Annotated in this window: 14 protein-coding genes and 1 pseudogene; 11 read left to right on the forward strand and 4 right to left on the reverse strand. The window is 60.9% G+C overall.

All coding sequences use genetic code 11. The features are described from left to right. Nucleotides 1-58: 58 nt before the first annotated feature. Together prpB and ACZRN6_RS01820 are read right to left on the reverse strand one after the other, a co-directional pair. Nucleotides 59-952: a methylisocitrate lyase gene (prpB, locus tag ACZRN6_RS01815; RefSeq protein WP_177044768.1), complete on the reverse strand. Its 894-nt coding sequence runs from the start codon at nt 950-952 to the stop codon at nt 59-61. Continuing rightward, nucleotides 949-1,662 carry a GntR family transcriptional regulator gene (locus tag ACZRN6_RS01820; RefSeq protein WP_322143888.1) on the reverse strand — a complete coding sequence of 238 codons (714 nt, stop codon included), beginning with the start codon at nt 1,660-1,662 and terminating at the stop codon, nt 949-951. Before ACZRN6_RS01820 ends, prpB begins: the two co-directional genes overlap by 4 nt. A 270-nt stretch (nt 1,663-1,932) precedes the next feature. On the opposite strand from ACZRN6_RS01820, the gene rloA reads away from it, so the two are divergent. The 6 genes and pseudogenes from rloA to ACZRN6_RS01850 all read left to right on the forward strand — a co-directional run bounded on the left by rloA (nt 1,933) and on the right by ACZRN6_RS01850 (nt 7,224). Beyond that, entirely contained in the window at nt 1,933-2,466 is a 534-nt protein-coding gene (gene rloA / locus ACZRN6_RS01825) for a retropepsin-like aspartic peptidase RloA (protein WP_464007081.1), read from the forward strand. A gap of 5 nt (nt 2,467-2,471) precedes the next feature. Next, the gene (gene rloB / locus ACZRN6_RS01830) at nt 2,472-4,004 is read left to right on the forward strand and encodes an osmotic stress tolerance membrane protein RloB (protein WP_322143886.1); all 1,533 of its coding nucleotides are present in this window, start codon (nt 2,472-2,474) and stop codon (nt 4,002-4,004) included. After that, on the forward strand, nt 4,004-4,990 hold the full coding sequence (locus ACZRN6_RS01835; protein WP_322143885.1) for an alpha-L-glutamate ligase-like protein: 987 nt from the start codon (nt 4,004-4,006) through the stop codon (nt 4,988-4,990). Before rloB ends, ACZRN6_RS01835 begins: the two co-directional genes overlap by 1 nt. A gap of 5 nt (nt 4,991-4,995) precedes the next feature. Beyond that, complete coding sequence (gene pabB / locus ACZRN6_RS01840; RefSeq protein WP_322143884.1) at nt 4,996-6,336, forward strand: aminodeoxychorismate synthase component I; 1,341 nt, start codon at nt 4,996-4,998, stop codon at nt 6,334-6,336. Between the two features lie 228 nt (nt 6,337-6,564). Further along, a pseudogene (locus tag ACZRN6_RS01845) lies at nt 6,565-6,868 on the forward strand (type II toxin-antitoxin system HigB family toxin). Then, nucleotides 6,868-7,224, forward strand: coding sequence for a helix-turn-helix domain-containing protein (locus ACZRN6_RS01850; protein WP_464007165.1), 357 nt, complete (start codon nt 6,868-6,870; stop codon nt 7,222-7,224). Before ACZRN6_RS01845 ends, ACZRN6_RS01850 begins: the two are co-directional and overlap by 1 nt. A 116-nt stretch (nt 7,225-7,340) precedes the next feature. Here ACZRN6_RS01850 and thrH read toward each other — a convergent pair whose 3' ends face one another. Continuing rightward, complete coding sequence (gene thrH, locus ACZRN6_RS01855) at nt 7,341-7,958, reverse strand: bifunctional phosphoserine phosphatase/homoserine phosphotransferase ThrH (protein WP_010176441.1); 618 nt, start codon at nt 7,956-7,958, stop codon at nt 7,341-7,343. 151 nt (nt 7,959-8,109) lie between these two features. Between thrH and ACZRN6_RS01860 the strand changes: the two genes are divergently transcribed. The 3 genes from ACZRN6_RS01860 to ACZRN6_RS01870 all read left to right on the forward strand — a co-directional run bounded on the left by ACZRN6_RS01860 (nt 8,110) and on the right by ACZRN6_RS01870 (nt 11,462). Next, complete coding sequence (locus tag ACZRN6_RS01860; protein ID WP_464007082.1) at nt 8,110-8,844, forward strand: phosphoadenylyl-sulfate reductase; 735 nt, start codon at nt 8,110-8,112, stop codon at nt 8,842-8,844. 352 nt (nt 8,845-9,196) lie between these two features. Beyond that, on the forward strand, nt 9,197-10,726 hold the full coding sequence (locus ACZRN6_RS01865; RefSeq protein ID WP_322143881.1) for an NCS1 family nucleobase:cation symporter-1: 1,530 nt from the start codon (nt 9,197-9,199) through the stop codon (nt 10,724-10,726). Nucleotides 10,727-10,739: 13 nt separating this feature from the next. After that, a complete protein-coding gene (locus ACZRN6_RS01870) occupies nt 10,740-11,462 on the forward strand; it encodes an aspartate/glutamate racemase family protein (RefSeq protein WP_322143880.1) in 723 nt (240 codons plus the stop codon). A gap of 135 nt (nt 11,463-11,597) precedes the next feature. Here ACZRN6_RS01870 and ACZRN6_RS01875 read toward each other — a convergent pair whose 3' ends face one another. Continuing rightward, on the reverse strand, nt 11,598-12,521 hold the full coding sequence (locus tag ACZRN6_RS01875; protein WP_322143879.1) for a LysR family transcriptional regulator: 924 nt from the start codon (nt 12,519-12,521) through the stop codon (nt 11,598-11,600). Nucleotides 12,522-12,635: 114 nt separating this feature from the next. Here ACZRN6_RS01875 and ACZRN6_RS01880 point away from each other — a divergent pair, with 114 nt between their 5' ends. After that, a complete protein-coding gene (locus ACZRN6_RS01880; RefSeq protein ID WP_322143878.1) occupies nt 12,636-13,382 on the forward strand; it encodes a 3-oxoacyl-ACP reductase family protein in 747 nt (248 codons plus the stop codon). A 120-nt stretch (nt 13,383-13,502) separates the two neighbouring features. Next, a complete protein-coding gene (locus tag ACZRN6_RS01885) occupies nt 13,503-16,973 on the forward strand; it encodes a hybrid sensor histidine kinase/response regulator (protein WP_322143877.1) in 3,471 nt (1,156 codons plus the stop codon). Nucleotides 16,974-16,980: the final 7 nt, after the last annotated feature.

A 16,980-nucleotide genomic window follows, 5' to 3' on the forward strand; every position in this document is an offset into this window, starting at 1 on the left:
CGCAATCCTTGAAGGCGCCATCGCCGGCAAGCCGGCTCCTACAGTGAGCGAACAGCCTTTATTTTTTGGCGGCGAACAGCGCGTCGAGCTTCTGCTCGAAGGTGTGATAGTCGATGCGATCGTAAAGCTCCATGCGGGTTTGCATGGTGTCGATCACGTTCTGCTGGGTGCCGTCGCGACGGATCGCGGTGTAGACGTTTTCGGCGGCCTTGTTCATGGCGCGGAACGCCGAGAGCGGGTACAGCACGATGGAAACATCCGCAGATTTCAACTGATCGACTGTATAGAGCGGCGTGGCGCCAAATTCGGTGATGTTGGCCAAAATCGGCGCTTTCACCCGGGAGGCGAACAGCTTGTACATCTCAAGTTCAGTGATGGCTTCCGGGAACACCATATCGGCACCGGCTTCGATGCAGGCGGCGGCACGTTCCAGGGCCGACTCCAGGCCTTCCACGGCCAACGCATCGGTGCGGGCCATGATCACAAAGCTGTCATCGGTGCGCGCATCCACGGCGGCCTTGATGCGGTCGACCATTTCCTGCTGGGACACGATCTCTTTGTTCGGGCGATGGCCGCAACGCTTGGCGCCTACCTGGTCTTCGATATGGATCGCCGCCGCGCCGAACTTGATCATCGACTTGACGGTGCGCGCCACGTTGAATGCCGAGGAGCCGAAGCCGGTGTCCACGTCCACCAGCAGCGGCAGGTCGCACACGTCGGTGATGCGGCGCACGTCGGTCAGTACGTCATCCAGGCCGGTGATGCCAAGGTCCGGCACGCCGAGGGAGCCGGCAGCCACCCCGCCACCCGACAGGTAGATCGCCTTGAAACCGGCGCGCTTGGCCAGCAGCGCGTGGTTGGCGTTGATCGCGCCAACGACTTGCAAAGGCTGCTCGCTGGCAACGGCGTCACGGAAACGCTGGCCTGGAGTGATGTTGTTATTGGAACTCATGACTCACCTCGTGATTGGGGAGCGCCGTCCGGGAAGTGACGGGCAATGTTGCGTTTGGAAGCGCCGATATGACGGCGCATCAACAACTCGGCCAGTTCACCGTCGCGATCGGCAATCGCGTCAAGAATGCGGTGATGCTCGGCAAAGGCCTGGCGTGGACGATTGGGGGTGGCGGAGAACTGGATGCGGTACATGCGCACCAACTGATACAGCTCGCCGCACAGCATTTGGGTGAGGGTGCGGTTGCCGGCGCCTTGAATTATCCGGTAATGAAAATCGAAGTCGCCTTCCTGCTGGTAATAGCCCACACCGGCCTGGAACGCCGCATCGCGCTCGTGGGTGTGCAACACCTGGCGCAACTCTTCGATCTCGGCGTCGGTCATGCGCTCGGCCGCCAGGCGGCAGGCCATGCCTTCCAGGGATTCGCGGATTTCGTAGAGTTCGATAAGTTCTTCATGGCTCAAGGAGACCACTCGCGCGCCCACATGGGGGATGCGCACCAGCAGGCGCTGGCCTTCCAGGCGGTGGATCGCCTCGCGCAGCGGGCCACGGCTGATGCCATAGGTGCGCGCCAGTTCCGGCTCGGAGATCTTGCTGCCGGGGGCAATCTCGCCCTTGACGATGGCGGCCTGGATACGCCGGAAGACGTTCTCGGACATGGTCTGGGAATCGTCTGGGGCTACGACTGGGGTTTCCAGTTGATCCAGCATATTGTCGACACCTTTAAAAGCAATGCCGCAAAAACTAGCCAATCAGGCCCAAATAGTCAAAGAATAAATACACATTGTCGACAATCGTCTAATAGCCAGCCTTGCACTCTATCGGGGCATGGCCGGCTGCCAGCGCTGGCGCAAGAAAACCTTCATGTTAGAATGCCGGCCACTTTTGCCTGACATCCATGGATGAAAAGGCGCACCAGAGATTGCGCAGCAATGCCAGTCGCCTTGAATTGAACATCGCACGGCATCGCGTCAGGATTTATGAGACTCAAGCCCTTCCCCCTTTTGCTGCTACTGCTTGTGCCGGGCCTTGGCGTTGCTGCCGAGAAAACCGTGTATGGCCTCAATGAATACGCCAAGCTGGCCGGCATCGACCTGGAAGTGGCTGCCAAACTCGACACCGGCGCCAAGACCGCCTCCTTGAGCGCCCGCGACATCAAGCGTTTCAAGCGCAACGGCGAATCCTGGGTGCGCTTCTACCTGGCTATCGACACCGCACACTCCCACCCCATCGAGCGTCCCCTGGCCCGCGTCAGCAAGATCAAGCGCCGCGCCGGTGACTACGACCCCGATGAAGACAAAAACTACACCGCCCGCCCAGTCATCGCCCTGGACATCTGCATGGGCACCGCTTTACGCAGTATCGAAGTGAACTTGACTGACCGCAGCGCCTTCCAATACCCGCTGCTGATCGGCTCCGAAGCGCTGAAACGCTTTGATGCGCTGGTCGACCCCAGTCTTAAATACGCGGCGGGCAAACCTGCCTGCGCCACCGACGCTCATACCGCCGAGTAATTTGAATGCGCTCTCTTAATCTGCACCTGAAAATCCTGATCGCCGTGTTGGTGGTGCTGGGTATTTCGGTCACCGCCTATCAGATTTTCGTGCTGGGGATCCCCGTCACCGAGGACGCCACTGACGACCTGTGGAACATCGACGCCAAGGTCGAGTTCGTCGCCAGCGCCAAGGACCCGGTGAAAATCCAGATGTTCGTGCCGCCCCTGAGCCGCGACTTCGTGAGCCTGAATGAAAGCTTTATTTCCAATAACTACGGCGTGAGCGTCAACCGCCTCGATGGCAACCGCAAGGTCACCTGGTCGGCACGCCGGGCCAAGGGCAACCAGACCCTCTACTACCGCCTGGTGCTGACCAAGCGTTACAGCGGTGAAAAGGTCAAGGTCAAGGGCCCGACCTTCCGCGACAGCATCGCCGTCGACGGCCCGGAAAAAATCGCCGCCGAAGCCCTGCTGGCACCGATCCGCCAGCACTCAGCCGACGTCGAGACGTTTATCAGCGAAGCCATCAAGCGCACCAACAACCTCAATGACGATAACGTGAAGCTGCTGCTGGCGGGCGACCCGTCCACGCCGCACAAGGCCAAGATCGTCGAGTTGCTGCTGTCCATCGCCCACGTGCCGGTGGAAAAGGTCCATACCATCCGCCTGGTGGCCGACCAGCCGCAAACCCCGGAACTCTGGCTGCGCAGCTTCAACGGCAATGACTGGCTGTACTTCAACCCGGACACCGGCGAACAAGGCCTGCCGAGTGACCGCCTGCTGTGGTGGACCGGCGATGAAAACCTGATCACCGTCGAGGGTGGCAAAAAGGCCATGGTGACCTTCAGCCTCAACAACAGCGAAATGAACGCGATTCGCCTGGCCAAGCTGACCGACGAAAACACTGACGCCAACTTCCTCGAATACTCGCTGTATGGCCTGCCGCTGCAAACCCAGCAGACCTTCATGATCATGGTGATGATCCCGATTGGCGTGCTGGTGATCCTGATCCTGCGCAACCTGATCGGCCTGCAAACCCTCGGCACTTTTACGCCGGTGCTGATTGCCCTGGCGTTCCGGGAAACGCAACTGGGCTTCGGGATTGTGCTGTTCACCATTATTACCGCGCTGGGGTTATCGCTGCGGTCCTACCTGGAACACTTGAAGCTGCAGATGCTGCCGAGGCTGTCGGTGGTGCTGACCTTCGTGGTGGTGCTGATCGCGGCCATCAGCCTGTTCAGCCACAAGCTGGGCCTGGAACGCGGGTTGTCGGTGGCGCTGTTCCCGATGGTGATTCTGACCATGACCATCGAACGCCTGTCGATCACCTGGGAAGAACGCGGTGGCGGCCATGCGATGAAAGTCGCGATCGGCACGCTGTTCGCCGCCTCCCTGGCCCACATCATCATGAGCGTGCCGGAGCTGATCTACTTCGTGTTCACCTTCCCGGCGATCCTGTTGATCCTGGTGGGCTTCATGCTGGCCATGGGTCGCTATCGCGGCTACCGCCTCACCGAACTGGTACGTTTCAAGGCCTTCCTCAAGGCTGACTCGTAATGTTCGGCTTCTGGAAGACCTGGAAGGCCCTCGAAGCGCGGGGGATCATGGGCATCAACCGGCGTAACGCCGACTACGTGCTCAAGTACAACAAGCGCAGCCTGTACCCGATCGTGGATGACAAGATCATCACCAAGGAACGGGCGATGGCGGCCGGCATCCATGTGCCGCAAATGTACGGGGTTATTTCCACCGAGAAAGAAATCGACAAGCTCGACGACATCATCGGTGGGCGCAGCGACTTTGTGATCAAGCCGGCCCAGGGCGCCGGCGGTGACGGGATCCTGGTGATCGCCGACCGTTTCGAAGGCCGCTATCGCACCGTCTCCGGCAAGATCATCAGCCATGAAGAGATCGAGCATCAGATTTCCAGCATCCTCACCGGCCTGTATTCCCTGGGCGGCCACCGTGACCGGGCGCTGATCGAATACCGCGTGGTGCCCGACCAGATCTTCAAGAGCATCAGCTACGAAGGCGTGCCGGACATCCGCATCATTGTGCTGATGGGCTACCCGGTAATGGCCATGCTGCGCCTGCCCACCCGGCAGTCCGGCGGCAAGGCCAACCTGCACCAGGGCGCGATTGGCGTGGGTGTCGACCTGGCTACCGGGCTGACCTTGCGCGGCACCTGGCTGAACAACATCATCACCAAGCACCCCGACACCACCAACGCGGTAGACGGCGTGCAACTGCCCAACTGGGACGGCTTCATGAAGCTCGCCGCCGGTTGCTATGAACTGTGCGGCCTGGGTTATATCGGCGTGGACATGGTGCTGGACCAGGAAAAGGGTCCATTGATCCTGGAGCTTAACGCTCGCCCGGGGCTGAATATCCAGATCGCCAACGACTGCGGCCTGACCTTGCGCACCCATGCGGTGGAGGCGCGGCTCGAAGAGCTGAAGGCGGCCGGCGTAACGGAAACTCCCGAGGAGCGCGTGAAGTTTGTGCAGGAAATGTTTGGGCATATTCCTGCGGTCGAGGGCTGAATCCTGTGAGCTGCTCCGTACATCCGCTGCCCTACCGGGCCAACCCTGCCAAGTATTTCGCGGCGATTCGCCATGCACCCGGCGCCGTGCTGCTGGACAGTGGCCGGCCAACGGCCGAACGCGGCCGTTATGACCTGTTGAGCGCCTGGCCCGAGGCGACCCTGGCGGTATGGCCTGACGAAAGCGGCAGCGATTTCCTGCAACGCTTGCGGGAAAACCTGAGGTTGTTGGGTGAGGCCACGATTCCCGCGCCCTACGAACTGCCATTTGCCGGCGGCCTGATCGGCTACCTGAGCTACGATTTCGGTCGCCATCTTGAGCACCTGCCGCACGTGGCCGTGGACGACCTGCACCTGCCGGACGCGCGCTTTGGCCTGTACGCCTGGGCCTTGATCAGCGATCACCAGGCGCAGACCAGCCAATTGGTGTTCCACCCCAAGCTGGTGGAAAGCGAACGGCAACGTCTGATCACTTTGTTCAGCCAGCCGGCCATCAGCCCGCTGGCAACCTTCAAGCTGCACGGCGCGATGGCCCCGGACATTACAGCGCAAACCTACGAACACGCCCTCGCCCGCATCCAGGCCTACATCCAGGCTGGCGACTGCTACCAGGTCAACTTTGCCCAACGCTTTCGCGCCCAGTGCGGTGGCGATCCGTGGGTGGCGTACTGCGCCCTGCGCGAAGCCTGCCCGACGCCATTTTCCGGGTTCCAGAGCCTGCCGGATAATGGTGCGGTGTTGAGTTTGTCGCCGGAGCGCTTCGTCAAAATCAGCCAGGGCCAGGTGGAAACCCGCCCGATCAAGGGCACTCGGCCACGCGGTGCAACGCCTGCGGAAGATGCGGCCAACGCCGCCGAACTGCTGGCCAGCCCGAAGGATCGTGCCGAGAACCTGATGATCGTCGACCTGCTGCGCAACGACCTGGGCCGCACCTGCCGCACCGGCTCGGTGAAAGTGCCGGAGTTGTTCAGCCTGGAAAGCTATCCGAATGTGCATCACCTGGTGAGCAGCGTCACCGGCGAATTAGCCGACGATAAAGACGCCCTCGACCTGATCGCCGGCAGTTTCCCCGGCGGCTCGATCACCGGCGCGCCGAAGATTCGCGCGATGCAGATCATCGATGAGCTGGAGCCGACCCGGCGCGGGTTGTATTGCGGTTCGCTGCTGTACCTGGACGTGCGCGGCGAGATGGACAGCTCCATCGCGATCCGCAGCCTGCTGGTCAAGGATGGTCAGGTGTGCTGCTGGGGCGGCGGCGGGATCGTCGCGGACTCGCAATGGCAGGCGGAGTATCAGGAGTCGATGACCAAGGTGCGGGTGTTGTTACAAACTTTGGAAAACCTGTAGCACGCAGCCCCTCCCTGGCTCTGCGACGTGGAGCCAAGCAGCAGAAAAGACCTGAATCAGTGCCGAAGTAGACGGGGTTGAAGCCGGAGGATAGCGTCCGGTTTCAACCGTCCACCAGCCGTCTGTGAAGGATCACATGAAACGCCTGCCTACTTGTCAGGAAAGATTTCCGAGATTGCATCCGCCCTCAACCGCACCTATCATCTCCCAAATTGGGAGGTGGCAGCGATGCGGATAATCGCTCTGTCTACCCTACGAATATTCTGGGAAAACCACCCTGGTTGCATGGATGCCAAATCGCCGCTGGTCGAGCTGTATCGCCATATGGAAAAAGCTGTCTACCCGACACCACAAGCCCTCCAAGCAGAGCTAAGGACAGCGAGCATTCTCAAAAGGGGGCAGGGTTGTGTTCAACATAGGCGGCAACAAGTATCGAGTGATCATGGCGATCAATTATCAGCGACAGCTTGCGTTCATACGCTTCGTGGGGACCCACGCGCAATACGATCAGATCAACGCGGAGACCGTGTGATGAACATCAAACCCATTCATTCCCAGGAAGACCTGACCGCTGCGCTCGCCCGTGTCGAGCAGCTGTGGGAAGCGCAAATCGGCTCGCCTGAGGGTGACGAGCTGGAAATTCTCGCAATACTGATCGAAAAGTACGAAGCGGCGCATTATCCAATGCCGCCTTCAGACCCGGTAGAAGCGATTAAATTTCGAATGGAGCAGTTAGGCCTGACCGCCCGCGACCTGGAGCCTTTCATAGGGCCGAGCGGGCGGGTTTCTGAAGTGCTGAACCATAAGCGCAAACTGAGCTTGTCGATGATCAAACGCCTGCATGAAGGATTGCGCATTCCGTATGAGAGTTTGCTCGCAGGGGTCTAGGCTGTGCAGTGGCCACACCGGCCCCCTCGCGGGCAAGCCCGGCTCCCACATGGGAGCGCGGTCAACCTGTGGGAGCTGGCTTGCCTGCGATGAGGCCATCAGCCACGCCAAGTAACTTACAGGCTCAACTGTCGATTCGACGCCTTGATGAACTCTTTCTTCAAATCCTCAAAGGTATGCACCGCCGGGAACTGCGGGAACTCGCGAATCACGTTCTCCGGCGCATGGAACAGGATCCCGCGGTCGGCCTCGCCCAGCATGGTGGTGTCGTTGTAGGAATCGCCCGCAGCAATCACCCGGTAGTACAACGTCTTGAAGGCCAACACCGACTGACGCTTCGGGTCTTTCTGACGCAGTTGATAGCTCACCACACGGTCGTTCTCGTCGGTGATCAACCGGTGGCACAGCAGCGTCGGGAAGCCCAGTTGACGCATCAGCGGCTGGGAGAACTCATAGAACGTGTCCGACAGGATCACCACCTGGAAGCGCTCGCGCAGCCAGTTGACGAACTCGATGGCACCGTCCAGGGGCTTGAGGGTGGCGATCACTTCCTGAATGTCCGAGAGCTTCAGCCCGTGCTCATCCAGAATGCGCAGGCGCTGTTTCATCAGCACGTCGTAGTCGGGAATGTCCCGGGTGGTGGCCCGCAAGGATTCAATACCGGTTTTTTCGGCGAAGGCGATCCAGATTTCCGGGACCAGCACCCCTTCCAGGTCGAGACAGGCAATTTCCACAAGACACTCCCATTTAACGTTATTGAGTTGAGCGAGCAAAAGGACTGCCGAACTCTAGCGATTCACGCTGGCCGCCGCAACGCAGGCGGGATTTTGTTACCATCGCCGCCTATAGAGCGCTCAGCGCCATTGACCTGTAGGAACCGTCCTGATGAACCAAGCCTTCGACGTCACCGAACTCGCCGCGACTTACGCCAACAAATCCGCGCAGGATATTCTCAAGCTCGCGTTCAGCCAGTTTGGTAACGACCTGTGGATCTCTTTCAGCGGTGCCGAGGACGTGGTGCTGGTAGACATGGCCTGGAAGCTGAACAAGAACGTCAAGGTGTTCAGCCTCGACACCGGCCGCCTGCATCCGCAGACCTACCGGTTTATCGAGCAGGTGCGTGAGTTCTACAAGATCGACATCGAGCTGATCTCGCCGGACCAGAGCAAGCTGGAACCCTTCGTCAAGGAAAAGGGTTTGTTCAGCTTCTATAAAGACGGCCATGGCGAATGCTGTGGCATACGTAAGATCGAGCCGCTGCGCCGCAAGCTTTCCGGCGTGAGCGCCTGGGCCACCGGCCAGCGTCGCGACCAGAGCCCTGGCACCCGCAGCCAGGTGGCCGCACTCGAAATCGACACTGCCTTCTCCACGCCGGAACGCACCCTGTACAAGTTCAACCCGCTGGCACAGATGACCAGCGAGGAAGTCTGGGGTTACATCCGCATGCTGGAGCTGCCGTACAACAGCCTGCACGAACGCGGTTTTATCAGCATCGGCTGTGAGCCATGCACCCGCCCGGTGCTGCCAAACCAGCACGAGCGCGAAGGCCGCTGGTGGTGGGAAGAAGCCACCCAAAAAGAATGTGGGCTGCACGCTGGCAACATCATCAGCAAGGCGTAAGGTCTGAGCCAAAATCCTGTACACAGAAATGTCACCATCGGTGCCATTTTTGTGTGCACTTAAAAGATCATGCACCGAAAAGTTACATCCTCCCTCGCAGCGCCGCTTCTCAAATCCTCTTCTGTTCCTGTCGAACAAAATAAATAGCTGTTCGAACGGTCAATTTATATCGCTTTAAATTCAGTCATTTATTTCAAATCACTCTAAAAACCAAATCACCAGCCACTATTCCTGGCGAAAATCTGGCACGCATGTGGCTTAAGGAAAAATACACTTTGTATACAATTAATAAAAAAGATACATACACTTTGACCTCAGCCGCTCTCTTGCTGATGTCCAGGAGCCTGCCGGAATGCGTACAAGTCTCTCCAATAACATCGCACTGGATCTGCCCTCCTCCACCCTGAACCCCGAGGCCACGAGCCCCGGCCCGCTGGTACTCAGCCCGCGCCTGCACAACAAGGATCTGGCGCCCACCAAGGCCGAAGGCCGGCGCTGGGGCCGCTATAGCATCTTTGCCTTGTGGACCAACGATGTGCACAACATCGCCAACTATTCTTTCGCCATCGGCTTGTATGCGCTGGGCCTTGGCGGCTGGCAGATTCTGCTGTCCCTGGGGATCGGCGCGGCATTGGTGTACTTCTTCATGAACCTGTCCGGCTATATGGGGCAGAAGACCGGCGTGCCGTTTCCGGTGATCAGCCGCATCAGTTTCGGCATCCATGGCGCGCAGATTCCGGCGCTGATTCGCGCGGTAATTGCGATCGCCTGGTTCGGGATTCAGACCTACCTCGCCTCGGTAGTTTTCCGAGTGCTATTGACCGCGGTTCATCCGGGTTTTGCCGACTACGACCACAACTCGATCCTCGGCTTGTCGACCCTCGGCTGGGCCTGCTTTGTGGCGATCTGGTTCGTGCAACTCGCGATCCTCGCTTATGGCATGGAGATGGTGCGCCGCTATGAAGCCTTCGCCGGGCCGGTGATTTTGCTGACCGTCGCGTCGCTGGCCGGATGGATGTATTTCCAGGCGGACGGCCACATTGCCTGGGCCATTCGCGAACCACTGAGCGGTGGCGAGATGTGGCGCAATATCTTCGCCGGCGGCGCGCTGTGGCTGGCTATATACGGCACGCTGATCCTGAATTTCTGCGACTTCGCCCGCTCCTCGCCCTGCCGCAAGACCATCAAGGTCGGCAACTTCTGGGGCCTGCCGGTGAATATCCTGGTATTTGCCAGCATCACCGTGCTGCTCTGCGGCGGGCAGTTCCACCTCAATGGCCGGGTGATCGAAAGCCCCACGGAAATCATCGCGGCAATTCCCAACACGTTCTTCCTGGTGCTGGGCTGCCTGGCGTTCCTGATTGTGACCGTGGCGGTGAACATCATGGCCAACTTCGTCGCGCCGGCCTTTGTGTTGAGCAACCTGGCGCCCAAGTACCTGAACTTTCGCCGCGCCGGGCTGATCAGCGCCACGGTAGCGGTGCTGATCCTGCCGTGGAACCTCTACAACAGCCCGCTGGTGATCGTGTATTTCCTCTCGGGGCTGGGGGCTCTGCTGGGGCCGTTGTACGGGGTGATCATGGTCGACTACTGGTTGATCCGCAAAAGCCAGGTGGACGTGCCGCAACTGTATAGCGAAGACCCGAATGGTGCTTATTACTACAGCCGCGGGGTCAATCTGCGCGCCGTGGCGGCCTTCATTCCTGCGGCGGTGATCGCCATTCTCCTGGCCCTGCTACCCGGTTTCGCACACGTATCACCTTTCTCCTGGCTGATTGGCGCCGGTATTGCAGGGCTGCTGTACCTGCTATTGGCCAAGCGCCAGCCGTATTACGCCGATGTGAGCGGCGAAAGCATTGCAGTCGATAACGTCAGTCATTAAGTAAGGACATTCCATGCGCATCCTTGTGGTCAACGTCAACACCACCGAGTCCATCACCGAGGCGATCGCCAAACAGGCACGGGCGGTGGCGTCCCCAGGCACCGAGATCGTCGGGCTGACTCCGTTTTTTGGTGCCGAATCGGTGGAAGGCAACTTTGAAAGCTACCTGGCAGCCATCGCGGTGATGGACCGGGTGATGGCCTACGACCAGCCGTTCGACGCGGTGATCCAGGCCGGTTACGGCGAGCATGGCCGCGAAGGTTTGCAGGAGTTGCTCAACGTGCCGGTGGTGGACATCACCGAAGCGGCCGCCAGCACCGCGATGTTCCTCGGGCACGCCTACTCCGTGGTGACGACCCTGGACCGCACCGTGCCGCTGATTGAAGACCGGCTGAAACTGGCCGGTTTGTATCAGCGTTGCGCGTCGGTGCGCGCCAGCGGCATGGCGGTGCTGGAACTGGAAGAAGACCCGCTGCGCGCCATGGAGGCCATCGTGCGCCAGGCCGAGTTGGCGATCAGCGAAGACAAGGCCGAAGTGATCTGCCTGGGCTGCGGCGGCATGGCCGGGCTGGACGAGCAAATTCGCTACCGCACGGGCGTGCCGGTGGTGGACGGGGTGACGGCGGCGGTGGCGATTGCCGAAGGGTTGGTGCGGTTGGGGCTGTCGACGTCGAAGATTCGCACCTATGCAACGCCGAGGCCGAAGAAAGTCATCGGTTGGCCGGGGCGCCGTTAAGACCGAGTCGTGGCCATCGCGGGCAAGCCCGGCTCCCACAGTGACTGAGTGTGCCGCGACTTTTGTGTCTGGCGCAGATCAAATGTGGGAGCCGGGCTTGCCCGCGATGGCCACGCCTCGGTGTAACGCCATCACTCAAATGGCACTGAACCGCTGGCCCAGTTCGCGCTCCACAAACTGCTCAAGGATGAAATCCACAAACGCCCGGGTCTTGCCGGGCAGCAGTTTGTGTTCGGCGTAGTACAGCGAGATGTTGCCGTCGTCGACGTACCAGTCGGGCAGCACCCGCACCAGTTGGCCGCTGTCCAGATACGGCACGGCCATCGGCATGCTGACCAGCGCAATCCCCAGGCCTTGGGCACTGGCGCAGCAGGCGGCGCCGGAGTCGCTCATGGTCATGCGCGGTTTGAGCACCAGCGGGCGCTGGTCGCGGCTACGGTGGGTGAGTTGCCAGGAACGCACCCGCCCGGTTTGCGGTGAGCGGATCAGGATGCCGTTGCACAGCGACAAGTCCTCAGGCGCGAACACCGGCTTACGTTTGGCGAGGTAGTCCGGTGAGGCCAACAGGATCCGGTGCGCCGGTGCCAGCTTGCGTGCGACCACGCCCTGAGGCAGCTCAAAACCACCGCCGATCGCGGCATCGAAGCCTTGGCCGATCAGGTCCACCTGGCGATTATCGAAATGCCAGTCGGGATTGATGTCGGGAAAACGCCTTAGAAACTCCCCAAGCAACGGCACCACATAACGGTTGCCGAACACGGTGCCCATGCTCACTTTCAGCGTGCCCACCGGCCGCCCTTCGGCACTGGCCAGGTTCGCCACGGCGTTTTGAATGGTGGTGAGGCTGGCGCTGACTTCTTCCAGGAATAGCTTGCCGGCTTCAGTCAGGGCCAGGCGTCGGGTGCTACGCTGGAACAGCCGCACCCCGAGGCGCGCTTCCAGCTTGGCCACGCTTTTACCCACGGCCGCCGGGGTCAGGCTCAGGTGCCGGGCCGCTTCGGCAAAGCTGCCGCCTTCGGCGCTGCGCACAAAGCATTCGATACTGCCAAAGCTTTCCATATCGCCCCATTCTAAACTTTTGGTTTACACAGACTATAGCAATCACGGTCTACCGGGGGCGCCGAGGGAGGTCGATACTCGATTCCAACCTCAACACACCTTTTGGAGAACGACATGACCACACAAAACCTCAGCGGCAAAGTCGCCTTGATCCAGGGCGGCTCCCGCGGTATCGGCGCCGCCATCGTCAAGCGCCTGGCCGCCCAAGGCGCAGCCGTCGCCTTTACCTACGTCAGCTCGACCGCCAAGGCCGAAGAATTGCAGAGCAGCGTGATCAGCGAAGGCGGCAAAGCCCTGGCGATTCTTGCCGACAGCGCCGATGCAGACGCCATCCGCAGCGCCGTCAACGCCACTGTCAAAGCGTTCGGACGCCTGGATATCCTGGTAAACAACGCAGGCGTACTTGCCGTTGGCCCGCTGGAAGATTTCAAGCTGGAAGATTTCGACCGCACCCTCTCGATCAACGTGCGCAGCGTGTTTGTCGCCACTCAGGAAGCCGCACGACACATGGGCGAAGGTGGCCGCATCATCAACATCGGCAGCACCAACGCCGAACGCATGCCATTTGCCGGTGGCGGCCCGTACGCCATGAGCAAATCGGCGCTGGTAGGCCTGACCAAAGGCCTGGCACGCGACCTGGGGCCACGGGGCATCACCATCAACAATGTGCAGCCAGGCCCGGTGGACACCGACATGAACCCGGCAAACGGTGATTTCGCCGAAAGCCTGATCGGCTTCATGGCCGTGGGCCGTTATGGCCATGTGGAAGAGATCGCCAGTTTCGTCGCCTACCTGGTGGGCCCGGAAGCCGGCTATATCACCGGTGCCAGCCTTACCATTGACGGTGGTTTCAGCGCGTAAGCGAACCCTGCGACATCACACCACGCTCCGACCTTGGTCGACACTGACTAACGCCAAGCATCATGCGAGACTGTTCGCCCGGGCCGGGAATGCCCGGGCGTTCTTATGTCTGGAGTTCTCATGACGCTGTCCAGCGGGCTGATCGCCGCCGTTGCCCTGGCCTATATGGCCATTATGTTTGCCATCGCCTTTTACGGTGACCGTCGCCATGCGCCGTTGCCACCGCGGATGCGTGCCTGGGTGTATAGCCTGTCGCTGGCGGTGTACTGCACCAGTTGGACATTCTTTGGCGCCGTAGGCCAGGCGGCCGAACAGTTGTGGGCGTTTTTACCGATCTACCTGGGCCCGGTACTGCTGTTGGTGCTGGCGCCGTGGGTGCTGCAAAAGATGGTGCTGATCAGCAAGCAGGAAAACATCACGTCCATTGCCGACTTTATTGCCGCCCGGTATGGCAAATCCCAATCCCTGGCGGTGGTAGTGGCGCTGATCTGCCTGGTGGGCGTGCTGCCTTATATAGCCTTGCAGCTAAAGGGCATCGTGCTGGGGGTGAACCTGCTGATCGGCGCCAGTGCCGATACCACCGGCACCCGCTCCCAGGACACAGCGCTGATCGTGTCGCTGGTACTGGCGTTGTTCACCATCGTGTTTGGTACGCGCAACCTGGACGCTACGGAACACCACCGGGGCATGGTGCTGGCGATCGCCTTTGAATCGCTGGTCAAGCTGTTCGCATTTCTCGCCGTCGGTGCGTTTGTGACCTACGGCCTGTACGACGGTTTCGACGATTTATTCAGCCAGGCAATGCTCGCACCACGGCTGGAGGAATACTGGAAAGAAACCGTCAACTGGCCTTCGATGGTGGTGCAGACCGGCGTCGCGATGATGGCGATCATCTGCCTGCCCCGCCAGTTTCACGTGACCGTAGTGGAGAACATCGACCCGCAGGACCTGCGCCTGGCCAAGTGGGTATTCCCGGCGTACCTGATCCTCGCGGCGCTGTTTGTGATCCCGATTGCCCTCGGCGGCAAGATGCTGCTGCCGGGCTCGGTGTTGCCCGACTCCTACGTGATCAGCCTGCCATTGGCCGAGGCACATCCGGCCCTCGCGGTGCTGGCGTTTATCGGCGGCGCCTCGGCGGCCACGGGCATGGTGATCGTCGCGAGCATCGCGCTGTCGACCATGGTTTCCAACGACATGCTGCTGCCCTGGCTGCTGCGCCGCTCCAGCGCCGAACGGCCATTCGAGGTGTTCCGTCACTGGATGTTGTCGGTGCGCCGGGTAAGCATTGTCATCATTTTGCTGCTGGCTTACGTCAGTTATCGGCTGCTGGGCTCCTCGGCAAGCCTGGCGACCATTGGCCAGATTGCCTTCGCCGCCGTGACTCAACTGGCACCGGCGATGCTCGGCGCGCTGTATTGGAAACAGGCCAACCGGCGCGGGGTATTTGCCGGGTTGGCGGCGGGCACGTTCTTGTGGTTCTACACCTTGGTCTTACCGGTCACGGCGAAAAGTCTCGGCTGGTCGTTCAGCCTTTTCCCAGGCATGACGTGGCTGCATTCGCACCCATTGGGCTTGTCCGTGACTTCGCTGACACTGGGCACGGTGTTTTCCCTGGCGGGTAACTTCACGTTGTTTGTCTGGGTCTCGATGCTCTCGCGCACGCGGGTGTCGGAGCATTGGCAGGCCGGGCGTTTTATCGGCCAGGAAACCAACCCGCGAGCCAGCGGCCGCTCGATGCTCTCGGTGCAGATCAATGATTTGCTCAGTCTGGCCGCACGGTTCGTCGGTGAAGAACGGGCCCACCAGAGTTTTGTGCGCTTCGCCTATCGCCAGGGCAAGGGCTTTAATCCCAACCAGAACGCCGACAACGATTGGATCGCCCACACCGAACGCCTGCTGGCGGGCGTGCTCGGTGCTTCTTCGACCCGGGCGGTGGTGAAAGCCGCCATTGAAGGCCGGGAAATGCAGTTGGAGGACGTAGTACGCATCGCCGACGAAGCGTCGGAAGTATTGCAGTTCAACCGGGCATTGCTGCAAGGCGCCATCGAAAACATCACCCAGGGCATCAGCGTGGTGGACCAGTCCTTGCGGCTGGTGGCGTGGAACCGGCGGTACCTGGAGCTGTTCAATTACCCCGAAGGCTTGATCAGCGTGGGCCGGCCGATTGCCGACATTATTCGCTACAACGCCGAGCGCGGGCTGTGCGGCCCCGGCGAGGCCGAGGTGCACGTGGCGCGTCGCCTGCACTGGATGCGCCAGGGCCGCGCGCATACGTCCGAGCGGCTGTTTCCCAATGGCCGGGTGATCGAGTTGATCGGCAACCCGATGCCGGGCGGCGGTTTTGTCATGAGTTTTACCGACATTACCGCGTTCCGCGAAGCCGAGCAGGCGCTGACCGAGGCTAACGAAGGCCTGGAGCAGCGGGTCACGGAGCGCACTCATGAACTGTCGCAACTCAACGTCGCGCTGACCGATGCCAAAGGCGTTGCCGAGACGGCCAGCCAGTCGAAAACCCGCTTCCTCGCGGCCGTCAGCCACGACTTGATGCAACCGCTGAATGCCGCGCGGCTGTTCTCCGCCGCCCTCTCCCACCAGAACGACGGCATGTCGCCAGATGCCCGGCAACTGGTGCAGCATCTGGACAGTTCGCTGCGTTCAGCCGAAGACCTGATCAGCGACCTGCTGGATATTTCGCGCCTGGAAAACGGCAAGATCAATCCGCAGCGCCAGCCCTTTGTGCTCAACGAGCTGTTTGATACGTTGGGCGCGGAGTTCAAGGCGCTGGCCCAGGAACAGGGCTTGCGCTTCCGGCTGCGGGGCAGCCGTTTGCGGGTCGACAGCGACATCAAGTTGCTGCGGCGGGTGTTGCAGAATTTCCTGACCAACGCGTTCCGGTACGCCGATGGGCCGGTGCTATTGGGTGTGCGGCGGCGTCGCGGCGAGTTGTGCCTGGAAGTGTGGGACCGTGGTCCCGGGATTCCGCTGGACAAGCAAAAAGTCATCTTCGAGGAATTCAAACGCCTGGACAGTCACCAGACACGTGCCGAGAAAGGCCTGGGCCTGGGCCTGGCGATTGCCGATGGCCTGTGCCGCGTGCTCGGGCACCGCTTGAGCGTGCGCTCATGGCCGGGCAAGGGCAGCGTATTCAGCGTACGCGTGCCGTTGGCGCGCAGCCAGGTCAACGCCCCCGCCAAGCCGCTACTGGAAAGCGGCCAGCCGTTGAGCGGCGCGCAGGTGCTGTGTGTGGATAACGAAGAAAGCATCCTGATCGGCATGCGCAGTTTGCTGACGCGCTGGGGCTGTGAAGTCTGGACCGCTCGCGACCAGGCGCAATGTGCCGCGCTGCTGGCAGACGGCGTGCGGCCGCAACTGGCCCTGGTGGATTACCACCTCGACCACGGCGAAACCGGCACCGAACTGATGGGCTGGCTGCGGGCGCAATTGGCAGAGCCGATTCCGGGCGTGGTGATCAGCGCCGACGGGCGGCCGGAGATGGTGGCCCAGGTGCATGCGGCGGGGCTGGATTACCTGGCCAAGCCGGTGAAGCCGGCGGCGTTGCGGGCGTTGTTGAGCCGACACCTGCCGCTTTAGCCCATGT

The sequence above is a fragment of the Pseudomonas sp. A125 genome (assembly GCF_055409485.1).